The organism is Streptomyces lanatus (genome assembly GCF_014655715.1).
Lineage (GTDB): Bacteria > Actinomycetota > Actinomycetes > Streptomycetales > Streptomycetaceae > Streptomyces > Streptomyces lanatus.
The window spans coordinates 450207-460314 of sequence record NZ_BNBM01000005.1 but is presented as its reverse complement, the minus strand read 5'-3'; the positions used below and the strand labels follow the sequence as shown (position 1 = coordinate 460314).

Below are 10108 nucleotides of genomic sequence, written 5' to 3'. Positions count from 1 at the left end.
GAGCCAGGGGCGCCCGGGGGGCTTTTAGGGGCGCGGGGCTGTATCGATATGCGGCTCCGCCGCGTGGGCGCGACCAGCCACAACCAGCCCGCACCCGCCTACGACCCCCCAGGCGCCGCGACGCTACCGCGGACCACAATGTGCGTACCGAGCAAATGACGCCCCCCGCCACCCCCCTCCGCATCCCGCAGAGCGATCCGCACCGCAGCCCGCCCCAACTCCTCCGCAGGAGTCCGCACAGTCGTCAACGGCGGATTGAAGTCCTCGGCAAGCGGAATGTCGTTGTACCCCACGACCGACACATCCTCCGGCACCCGCAACCCGGCCTCGGCGATCGCCCTCAACGCCCCCGCCGCGACCATGTCGTCCCCGGCGACAACGGCAGTGAACTCCCGCGTCTCTTTCAGGAGTTCACCCATGGCCCGCAACCCGGCCCCCCGCCCCAGCCCGCAATCGACGACCCGCGCATCCCCCGCCGGCACCCCATGCTCCGCGAGCGCCGCCCGATACCCCGCGACCCGCGCGTCCAGAGCCGTGTTCCCGGGCAACCCCCCGAGAAAGACGATCCGCCGATGCCCGGCCGACAGCAGATGCCCGGTAACAGCCCGAGACCCCGCCTCATTGTCGAACTCCACGACCAGCGCGGGGATTTCGGGATCCGGCGCCGGCCGACCGCAGAGCACCAGCCGCGCCCCCGACGCGTCCAGCGCCTGCGCGTAATGCGCGACACGCGAGCGATACGCGTCGTCCTCGACGACCCCGCCCACCAGGATCACCAGCCGCGCCCCTTCCTCCCGCATCAGCTGCACGAACTCCATCTCGCGCTGCGGATCCCCACCGGTCGCGCCGACGACGCACAGCCAGCCCCGGTCGGCGGCCTCCGCCTCCACGCCCTCGGCGACCTGGGCGTAGAAGGGGCTGGTGACCTGGCGGACGACGACGGCGACCATCTTGCGCCCGGCGCCCACGAGGGCCCTCGCATGGGCGTTGGCGACGTAGTCGAGCTCACGGGCGGCGCGCAGGACGCGGGAGCGGGTCGCCACCGGCACCGGATGGTTGCCGCTGAGCGCCCGCGACGCCGTGGCGATCGAGACGCCCGCCCGTTCGGCGACCTCGCGGATCGTGACCCTTCCCTTGCCCGTCATGCCGTTCTCCATCCCCCGCGTCACGTATTGGCCGCATGGTCCTTGGCGAATTCCTCGGCCATTCTGTCGCCACCCTGGGCACGCCACTTCTTCACCACCGCGTCCCATTCCGACAGCGGCAGCCGTCCGGCGACGATCCCGGTGACGGTGTCGTCGAGGAGGGCCTTGAGGGTGGTGCCCTGGGAGTTCTTGGTGCGGGACTGAAGGCCGTAGGAGGCGTTGCGGATGGCGTACGGCACGGTCTTCTCCTGCCAGGCGTGCAGGGCCCGTACGGCATCCGGCTTGCCCGGCACGAACAGCACCTGGGGGCCTTCGGCGAGGTACTTCAGCGGCAGGTTGGTGTTGTTCTCGACCTCGCCCAGCTTGGTGGGCTCGGGTGAGCCGTCGGCGGCCCGGGTGAAGTGGGTGCCCTCGATGCCGTAGTGGACGAGTTCCCACTCCTGGCTGCCGAAGGGGGCGGCGAGGTAGTCGAGGACGCGGAGGAGGAGCTGGATGCGTTCCTTCTTGGCCTTCTTCAGGACGGTGTATCCGAAGGAGCGGCGGGCGGCGACGATCCCGCCGGGCTTGCCGTCGACGCTGTACGGCAGAGCGGCGGCCGGGGTCAGACCGTCGGGTGCCTCCAGGTACTTGGGCAGGTAGGCGCCGAAGCCGTCCTGCATGGAGCCGACGGTGCCGTTGTAGAAGAGGGTGGTCAGGTCGATCTGGGAGACGGAGGTCGAGTCGGGGTAGTAGGAGCCGCTTCCCCGCAGCTTGGCCTGGAAGGCGATCGCCGCCTTGTAGCGTTCGTCGGCGCAGCAGTGCTGGAAGGTGCCGTCCTTGGTGACGGCCCATTCGCTGGGCGCGTTGTGGGCGGCGGCGTGGACGGCGTTGCCGAACAGGGAGCCCTGGGCGGCCCCGAGGGCGAACCTACGACCGCTGGTGGCCTTCTTGGCGACGGCCGCGAAGTCCTCGGCGGTCCAGCCCTCCTCCATGCCCGCGTCGGCGAACATGCCCTGGTTGATCCAGAGCGTGGAGCCGGGCAGTGGGCGCTCCAGCGGGATGCCGTAGATACGGCCGCCGATGCGGCCCATGTCGCGCCAGGCGTGGGTGGGGATGTTGGCGAGGTTGGGGTGGTCGGCGATCGCGTCGCCGGAGAGGTACGGCGTCAGATCCTCGGCCCGCCGTTGTACGAACTCGGCCTCGCGGGGCAGGACGAAGCCGGAGAAGACGTTGATGATGTCCGGCAGGGTGTCGGGGTCGCCGGCCATGACCGTGGCCATCTTCTTCTGGTAGTCGGCCTGGGAGACGATCGTGTACTCGATCTTGACGCCGAGCGCGTTCTCCACGGCAGCCCAGAACCGGTTGGCGGAGGCGGGCTTGGGCGGGGTGCCGAAGGACACCGACATGGCCTTGACGGTGGAGCCGTCGCCAGGGGTGCGGGCGACGGAGCGGACCAGGTCGGTGGGGTAGGAGGTGTAGCCGGCCTGGACCCCGGCGTTGGTGGGGGCGAGGTCGGGCTTGGGGCCCTTCGCGGGCCGGTACGCCGGCCAAGGGGCCAGCTTCTTGCCGGCGTTGGAGATGTCGCTGTCGCCGGAGCCGGTGGAGCAGGCGGTCAGCGCGCCGGGGACGGAGGCAACCGCCAGGGAACCGAGCAGGGTACGTCGGGATATGCGTGCCATGGATGGAATCACCTCGTTGTCGGCTGGGGTCAGCTCTTGATGGCGCCGGTGAGCACGCCCTTGGTGAAGTACTTCTGCAGGAAGGGATAGACGATCAGGATCGGCACGGTGGCGATCACCAGGACCGCCATCTGCACGGTCTGCGGCGCGGTGACGGTGCCCTCGCCGGTGGTGGCGTCGGTGAGTCCGGAGCCCGCGATGACGTAGGTGCGCAGGACCTGCTGGAGGGGCCAGTGGTCGCTCTCCAGGTAGAGGGAGGCGTAGAACCAGGAGTTCCAGTACGCCACCGCGTAGAAGAGCCCCACGACGGCGAGCGCGGCCTTCGACAGCGGAAGCACGACCGACCACAGCACCCGCCAGTCCCCCGCCCCGTCCAGGCGTGCCGCCTCGTACAGCTCCTCGGGGATGCCCTGGAAGAAGCCGCGCAGGACGACCAGGTTGAAGACGTTGACGAGGACGGGCAGCACCAGCGAGGCGTAACTGTCCAGCAGGCCCAGCTCCTTGACGAGGAGGAAGCTCGGGATCATGCCGGGCGGGAAGAGGAACGTGAACAGCACTAGCAGGAGGACGGGGCGGCCGCCGAAGACGCCGGGGCGGGACAGGGCGTAGGCAAGAGTCACCGTGCAGGCAAGGCTGAGCAGGGTGCCGGCGAGGGTGACGCCCGCGCTGACGCCGAGGGCGTGGGTGACGATGCCGCCGTCGAGGATGTCGCGGTAGGCGTCGAGGGTGGGTTCGGTGGGCCACAGCACCCAGCCGCCGTTCGCGACGACCTCGTCGGTGGAGGCCAGCGAGGTCGAGACGATGACGAGGAACGGGACGCAGACCAGGAGCACGACGGCGACGAGGGCCACCGCCTTCGCGGCCTGGGTGACCGGCTTGGGCTTCTCCATCCACCCGGGACGGACCTGGGTGCTCACTTGTAGACCCCCTGTTCGCCGAGGCGGTGGGCGACCTTGTTGGCGGCGTAGACGAGGAGCGCGCCGATGACGCCCTTGAACAGGCCCGCGGCGGCGGCGAATCCGTAGTCGCCGCCGACGATGCCCTGGTAGTAGACGAAGGTGTCGATGATCTCGGCGGCCTGCGGGCCGACCGCGTCGCGCTGGAGCAGCATCTGCTCGAAGCCGACGGAGAGGATCTCGCCGAGCCGCATGATCAGCAGCAGCACGATCACCGGGCGGATGGCGGGCAGCGTGACATGCCAGAAGCGACGCCAGGGTCCCGCGCCGTCGATCGCGGCGGCCTCGTACTGCTGCTCGTCGACCTGGGAGAGCGCGGCGAGGAAGATGATCGTGCCCCAGCCGGCGTCCTTCCAGATGACCTGGGCGACGACGAGCGGGCGGAAGGCGTCGGGGTCGCCGATGATGTCGACGGTGTGCAGTCCGGCGCCGCTCAGGGCGTTGTTGAGCAGTCCGGTGTCGCCGAGGACCTGCTGGAACAGGGCGACGACGATCACCCACGAGATGAAGTGCGGCAGATACGCCACCGACTGCACGAACCGGCGGACCGTGCTCCAGGTCAGGCTGTGCAGCAGCAGGGCGAGGGCGAGGGGCACCGGGAAGTAGAAGACGAGCTGGAGGACGGCGATCCACAGCGTGTTCAGGACCGCGTCCCAGAACGCCGCGTCCTGGAACATCCGTTGGAAGTTGCCCAGGCCCACCCAGGGGCTGCCCCAGAGGCCGTCGAAGGGGACGTACTCCTTGAAGGCGATGAGGTTGCCGGCCAGGGCGCCGTAGTGGAAGAGCAGGAAGTAGACGAGGCCGGGGAGCATGAGCAGGAGGAGCGCACGGGATTGAAAGCGTTTACGCTCCACGGGTCCCCTCACCTCTCGAAGACGAAGTGAGGGGAAGTTAAAACGTTTTCAGTCGGCAGTCAACAGCCCTGACAGAGAAGGGCTGTTGACCGTACGGCTCCGGCGGCCGCTCAGTTCCTGCCGCGCCGGGCCAGCACCACCGCTCCCCCGCCCGCGACCAGCAGTGCGACCGCGCCGCCCGCGATGTACGGCGTCATGGAGCTGCCGCCGGTCTCGGCGAGGCCCTCGTCGGCGGCCTCACCCTGGGGCTTCACGTCGCCGGCCGGGTCGGTCCCCGGGTCGGTCTGCGCGGCGGGCTCGGCCGGGGTCTCGCAGGTGGCCTTCGCCAGGGTCAGGGTGCCCTGGACGTCGGCGACGTTCAGCTTCAACGGGTTGACGGAGACCTTGAGTTCGAGGGCCGTGGCGGCGGCCGTACGGGACGTCTGCTCCGTCTTGGAGTAGTCGAGCCGCACCTCGCCCACGCCCGGCACCTCGACCTTGGTGGTGCCGCCGGCGGTGAGCGTGACCTTCTTGCCCAGTACGGTGACGTCGCCCAGGAGGTTGGACGACGCGGTCGGCTCCTTCCCGGCCTCACAGGTGGCCTTGGAGGTGACCTCGCCGACCTCGATGAGCGAGAGCAGCGGCAGACCGGGGACATGGACCTTGGCGTGGGCGAGGTTGGTGTAGCCCTCGGCCTTGCCGTCCTCGACCGTGGCCTTCGACTTGGCGACCTCGGCGTCCAGGACACTGAAGCGCTGGCCGCCGTCGACGCCGTTCAGCTTGGCCGTCAGCGTCGTCTTCTCGGCGCTCTGCGGCGCCTGGACCTCGTTCAGGGAGACCGCGAGCGGGACGTTCACGGTCTTGTTGAGCAGGGATACGTCGAGCCCGGTGCGCAGCACCACGGCGCTCGCACGGCCCTCGTCACCGGTCGCGTGCGCGGTGCCCGCGGCGGCCAGGACCGCGGGACCGGCGGTCAGGGCGGTGGCCGTCGCGACGGTGGCGAGACGGCGTACGGGGAAGCGGAAATTCTTGCCGTTCAAGGTGGGGACCCCCAGTGGAGACTTGCTCGGGACCCGGCAAGAATTGCGCACTGAGAGTGAACAGTCAGCATTCCGCTGCCAGTTCACTCCAACGTGACTTCCCCGTGAAGATTTTCGATTCTCCAGGCACGGGTGTTCCCCGAAGTCACCTCTGTATCCCCGTGTGTGCGAGCGCGCGCGTTGACGGTGGGCGCGGGGGCGGGAGTGCGCAACGATATGGAGCGACGACTGGTTACGCTGAGTCAACAGACTGTCCGGCGCGAAGGGAAGCATGATGGCTGACGAAACCGAGGACCGGGACTACACGACCGCGCTCCGGACGGCCGAGCGATTGCTCGGCATGCCGTTGGAACGGTTCCTTGAGCCCGGCGCGGGAGAGCCCGCCAACGCGGCGGACTTCAAGCGCCTCGCCACGGTGCACACCTTCGGCGACGCATGGCCCCGGACCGACATCCTCGACACCCGCACCCGCGCCCTGCTGTCGGTGACGATCGCCGCGACCCTGGGCACGCTCGAACCACTGCGCGGGCAACTGCGCATCGCGCTCAACAACGGGGTCACGCCGGAGGAGATCGTGGAGGCGTTCATCCATATCGAGGCGTATGCGGGGGCGGCAAGGGCGTTCGAGAGTTATGGGGTCGCGCGGGAGGTGTTCGCGGAGGCGGCGGCTTCTTGAGTCGCGGTTCGGCCACGCCCTTCAGGGGCGCGGGGCCGTATCGATTTGCGGCTCCGCCACGTGGGCGCGACCAGCCCCCACCGGCCCCGCAGACAAACGACGACCTGACTCAGCCCAGCACCCGCCCGTTCAACACCACCCGCCGAGGCGCCCCCAACACCCGCACATCAGCCCGCGGATCACTCTCATACACCACGAGATCGGCCGCAGCCCCCTCCTCAAGCCCCGGTCGCCCCAGCCAAGCCCGAGCCCCCCACGTCGTAGCCGCAAGCGCCTCCACCGCAGGAATCCCAGCAGTGACCAGCTCCTCCACCTCCGCCGCCACCAACCCGTGCGGCAGCGTGCCACCGGCGTCGGTGCCGACGAACACAGGGATCCCGGCGTCGTAGGCGGAGCGCACCGTGTCGTAACGGCGTTCGTACAGCCGGCGCATATGGGCCGACCAGCGCGGGTACCTCGACTCGCCCCCGTCGGCCAGCTTCGGGAAGGTCGCGATATTGACGAGCGTGGGGACGATGGCGACTCCCCGCTCGGCGAACAACGGGATCAGTTCCTCCGTCAGCCCCGTCGCGTGCTCGATGCAGTCGATGCCCGCCTCGACCAGATCGCGCAGCGAGCTCTCGGCGAAACAGTGCGCGGTGACCCGGGCGCCCAGCCGGTGGGCCTCGGCTATGCCCGCCTCGACCGCCGCACGGGGCCAGGTGGGGGCCAGATCCCCCAGGTCGCGGTCGATCCAGTCGCCGACCAGCTTGACCCAGCCGTCGCCGCGCCGGGCCTCCTGGGCGACATAGGCGACCAGGTCCTCCGGTTCGATCTCATGGGCGTAGCCGCGGATGTAGCGGCGGGTGCGGGCGATGTGCCGGCCCGCCCTGATGATCTTCGGCAGGTCCTCGCGGTCGTCGACCCAGCGGGTGTCGGAGGGCGAGCCGGCGTCGCGGATCAGCAGGGCGCCCGCGTCGCGGTCGGTGAGGGCCTGCTTCTCCGCCACGTCGTCGTCGACCGGTCCGTGCGCGCCGAGCCCGACATGGCAGTGCGCGTCGACGAGGCCGGGCAGGGCCCAGCCCTCGACGGTACGGATGTCCCGGGCGTCGACGGGACGGTCGTAGGAGATCCGCCCGTCGACGACCCACAGCTCGTCCCGGACGTCGTCCGGACCGACGAGGATCCGGCCCTTCACGTGCAGCACCGCGCGTTCGCTCATGTACCGCACACTAATGACCCGCTACTCGGTCTTGCCCACCTGGTCGGAGGTCTCTTCCTCGACCTCGGCCATCGCCGGGTCCAGCAGCCGGGAGAGGAAGTGGCGGGTCCGCTCGTGGGTCGGGTTGCCGATGACCTGGGCCGGGGTGCCGTCCTCCACGATCACTCCGCCGTCCATGAAGACGACCCGGTCGGCGACCTCGCGGGCGAAGGTCATCTCATGGGTGACGACCATCATCGTCATGCCCTCGTTGGCGAGCATGCGCATGACGGCGAGGACGTCCCCCACCAGCTCGGGGTCGAGCGCGGACGTCGGCTCGTCGAAGAGCATCACCTCGGGGCCCATGGCGAGCGCGCGGGCGATGGCGACGCGCTGCTGCTGGCCGCCGGAGAGGGACGCCGGGTAGGCGGTCGCCTTCTCGGAGAGACCGACCCGCTCCAGGTTCTCGGCGGCGATCCTCGCGGCGGTCGCCTTGTCGCGCCCAAGGACCCGGCGCTGCGGCAGGCTGAGGTTCTCGGTCACCGTGAGGTGCGGGAACAGGTTGAACTGCTGGAAGACCATGCCGATACGGCGGCGTACGGCGTCGATGTCGACGTCCGGGTCGGTGAGCTCGGTGCCGCCGACGAAGACCTGCCCCTTGCTGGGCTCCTCCAGCAGGTTGACGCAGCGCAGCAGCGTCGACTTGCCCGAGCCGGACGGGCCGATGACGCACACGACTTCGCCCTGCCCGATCTCCAGGTCGATACCGCGCAGCACCTCGTTGTCGCCGAAGGACTTGTGCAGGCCGCGGACTTCGATCTCTGCCCTGGTACTCACTTGACGGCCTCCTGGGCCTTGGCCTCCATACGGCGTACGACGAAGCCGAGCGGGATCGTGACCAGCAGATAGCACAGGCCCGCGACCAGGATCGGCGTGGAGTTGGCGGTCTGGCTGGCCAGATCACGGCCGAACTTCGACAGCTCGCGCTCCTCCAGCGTGACACCGAGGAACAGCACCAGCGAGGAGTCCTTGAACAGCAGGACGAGTTCGTTGGTGAGCGGCGGCAGGATGATCCGGAACGCCTGCGGGATGATGATCGAGATCATGGCGCGGGCCGGCGAGAAGCCGAGCGAGCGCGCCGCCTCCATCTGCCCCTTGGGCACCGCCTGGATGCCCGCGCGGATGGTCTCCGCCATGTAGGCGGCGGCGACCAGGCCGAGCGCGAGGGCGACCTTGCCGTAGGTCCCGCCCGGGATCTCGGTCCCCGGGAAGGCGAGCGGTACGGCGACCCCGATGAAGATGAAGATCAGCAGGGCGGGCAGGCCGCGGAAGATCTCGATGTAGATACCGGCGAGCCAGCGGTACGGCCCCACGGACGACAGCCGCATCAGCGCGATCACCATGCCGAGGACCAGTCCGACGGCGAAGCCGGACACGGTGTACAGCACGGTGTTCTTCAGCGCGAGGGTGATGACGTCCGGGAACATCTCCCGGGCGATGGACCCTTGCGCGAACTGGTTCTTCAGCCGCCCCCAGTCGGCCGCGACCGCGAAGGCGACCACGGCCGCGACGAAGACGACGTACTGGACGCCGCGCGACAGACTGCGCTTCTGGCGCCGGGTGAGGCCCTTCTTCCTGGGCTGGAGCGGTACGTCCGCGCCGGTCATGAGGCGGACGGAGAAGCGGACGCGGCGGCCTGGTCGTACGGCCCGATCCACTGCTCGTACAGCTTCTTGTACGTACCGTCGGCCTTCGCGTCCGTGAGGGCCTTGTTGATGGCCGCGAGGAGCTTGGTGTTGCCCTTCTTCACCGTGAAGCCGTACTGCTCGCCGGTGTTGACCTGCTCGGCGACCTTGAAGGCGTCGGCGTTGGCCTTGTCCTTCAGCCAGCCCTGGACGACCGGGTAGTCGATGACGACGGCCTCGACCTGGCCGGAGCGCAGGCCGTTGATGACGGCGTCGGAGGACTCGAAGGACACCGGGTCCAGGCCCTTGCTCTTGGCGTAGTCCTCACCGGTGGTCTGCGCCTGGGCGCCGACCTTCTTGCCCTTGAGACCGGCGAAGGACGTGATGCCGCTCTTCTTGTCGACCAGGACGGCCTGGGTGGCGTCGAAGTACGGGTCGGAGAAGTCGACGTTCTTCTTGCGCTCCTCGGTGATGGTCATGCCGGCGGCGGCGAGGTCGCAGCTGCCGGCGTTGAGAGAGCCGCCGGTCTTGAAGTTCTCGAAGGGCTGGTCGACGATGACCTGCTTCACTCCCAGGTCGTCCGCGACCAGGTCGATCAGCGAGACGTCGAAGCCCTGCACCTTGCCGTCGATCTCCGACTGGAAGGGCGGGTAGGGCAGGTGGGTGCAGGTGGTGAGCTGGCCCGCCTTGACGAGCTCGACACCGCCGGCGGCCGTCTTCGTGCCACCGCCACCGCTGTCGTCGGAGGAGCAGCCGGCCACGAGCACCAGCCCGGCCGTCGCGGTGGTGGCGGCCAGAACGCGGGTCCGGCGCCCGAGGGTCGTCTTCACGGGGAGCCTCCTGTCAGGGAACTGTGGGTTCCGATTATAAGGAAGGGTTTGAGTACCTCAAACCAAACCGATGGCTGTGGAGCCGTTCTACCTAAGATCGGCGGA

The 10108-nt window shown here is 69.2% G+C and carries 10 protein-coding genes; 1 reads left to right on the top strand and 9 read right to left on the bottom strand.

Annotation, left to right across the window (positions count from 1 at the left end):
• Positions 1–98: 98 nt before the first annotated feature.
• From IE325_RS16960 to IE325_RS16940, 5 genes are all read right to left on the bottom strand, one after another.
• Complete coding sequence (locus IE325_RS16960) at positions 99–1145, bottom strand: LacI family DNA-binding transcriptional regulator (protein ID WP_190070735.1); 1047 nt, start codon at positions 1143–1145, stop codon at positions 99–101.
• 20 nt (positions 1146–1165) lie between these two features.
• Positions 1166–2803, bottom strand: coding sequence for an extracellular solute-binding protein (locus tag IE325_RS16955; RefSeq protein WP_190070734.1), 1638 nt, complete (start codon positions 2801–2803; stop codon positions 1166–1168).
• A 29-nt stretch (positions 2804–2832) separates the two neighbouring features.
• On the bottom strand, positions 2833–3720 hold the full coding sequence (locus IE325_RS16950) for a carbohydrate ABC transporter permease (RefSeq protein ID WP_190070733.1): 888 nt from the start codon (positions 3718–3720) through the stop codon (positions 2833–2835).
• A complete protein-coding gene (locus IE325_RS16945) occupies positions 3717–4571 on the bottom strand; it encodes an ABC transporter permease (protein ID WP_190070838.1) in 855 nt (284 codons plus the stop codon). Before IE325_RS16945 ends, IE325_RS16950 begins: the two co-directional genes overlap by 4 nt.
• A 152-nt stretch (positions 4572–4723) precedes the next feature.
• Positions 4724–5632: an SCO1860 family LAETG-anchored protein gene (locus tag IE325_RS16940; RefSeq protein ID WP_190070732.1), complete on the bottom strand. Its 909-nt coding sequence runs from the start codon at positions 5630–5632 to the stop codon at positions 4724–4726.
• 274 nt (positions 5633–5906) lie between these two features.
• Here IE325_RS16940 and IE325_RS16935 point away from each other — a divergent pair, with 274 nt between their 5' ends.
• The gene (locus IE325_RS16935) at positions 5907–6308 is read left to right on the top strand and encodes a carboxymuconolactone decarboxylase family protein (RefSeq protein WP_229911841.1); all 402 of its coding nucleotides are present in this window, start codon (positions 5907–5909) and stop codon (positions 6306–6308) included.
• Between the two features lie 109 nt (positions 6309–6417).
• On the opposite strand, the gene IE325_RS16930 is transcribed toward IE325_RS16935, so the two are convergent.
• Genes IE325_RS16930 through IE325_RS16915 form a run of 4 tightly spaced genes read right to left on the bottom strand, consistent with a single transcriptional unit; the run spans position 6418 to position 10003 of the window.
• The gene (locus IE325_RS16930) at positions 6418–7509 is read right to left on the bottom strand and encodes an amidohydrolase family protein (RefSeq protein ID WP_190070730.1); all 1092 of its coding nucleotides are present in this window, start codon (positions 7507–7509) and stop codon (positions 6418–6420) included.
• A gap of 21 nt (positions 7510–7530) precedes the next feature.
• On the bottom strand, positions 7531–8325 hold the full coding sequence (locus IE325_RS16925) for an amino acid ABC transporter ATP-binding protein (protein WP_190070729.1): 795 nt from the start codon (positions 8323–8325) through the stop codon (positions 7531–7533).
• Positions 8322–9155 (bottom strand): amino acid ABC transporter permease, encoded by an 834-nt coding sequence (locus IE325_RS16920; RefSeq protein ID WP_190070728.1) that lies wholly within the window; start codon positions 9153–9155, stop codon positions 8322–8324. The genes IE325_RS16925 and IE325_RS16920 overlap by 4 nt, the downstream gene beginning before the upstream one ends.
• Complete coding sequence (locus IE325_RS16915; protein ID WP_190070727.1) at positions 9152–10003, bottom strand: transporter substrate-binding domain-containing protein; 852 nt, start codon at positions 10001–10003, stop codon at positions 9152–9154. The genes IE325_RS16920 and IE325_RS16915 overlap by 4 nt, the downstream gene beginning before the upstream one ends.
• Between the last annotated feature and the right edge of the window lie 105 nt (positions 10004–10108).

Excerpts from the sequence above, each read along its gene's own strand:
- IE325_RS16955 (WP_190070734.1), bottom strand. The coding sequence starts at position 2,803 with ATGGCACGCATATCCCGACGTACCCTGCTCGGTTCCCTGGCGGTTGCC.
- IE325_RS16920 (WP_190070728.1), bottom strand. The coding sequence starts at position 9,155 with ATGACCGGCGCGGACGTACCGCTCCAGCCCAGGAAGAAGGGCCTCACC.
- IE325_RS16930 (WP_190070730.1), bottom strand. The coding sequence starts at position 7,509 with ATGAGCGAACGCGCGGTGCTGCACGTGAAGGGCCGGATCCTCGTCGGT.
- IE325_RS16960 (WP_190070735.1), bottom strand. The coding sequence starts at position 1,145 with ATGACGGGCAAGGGAAGGGTCACGATCCGCGAGGTCGCCGAACGGGCG.
- IE325_RS16935 (WP_229911841.1), top strand. The coding sequence starts at position 5,907 with ATGGCTGACGAAACCGAGGACCGGGACTACACGACCGCGCTCCGGACG.
- IE325_RS16945 (WP_190070838.1), bottom strand. The coding sequence starts at position 4,571 with ATGCTCCCCGGCCTCGTCTACTTCCTGCTCTTCCACTACGGCGCCCTG.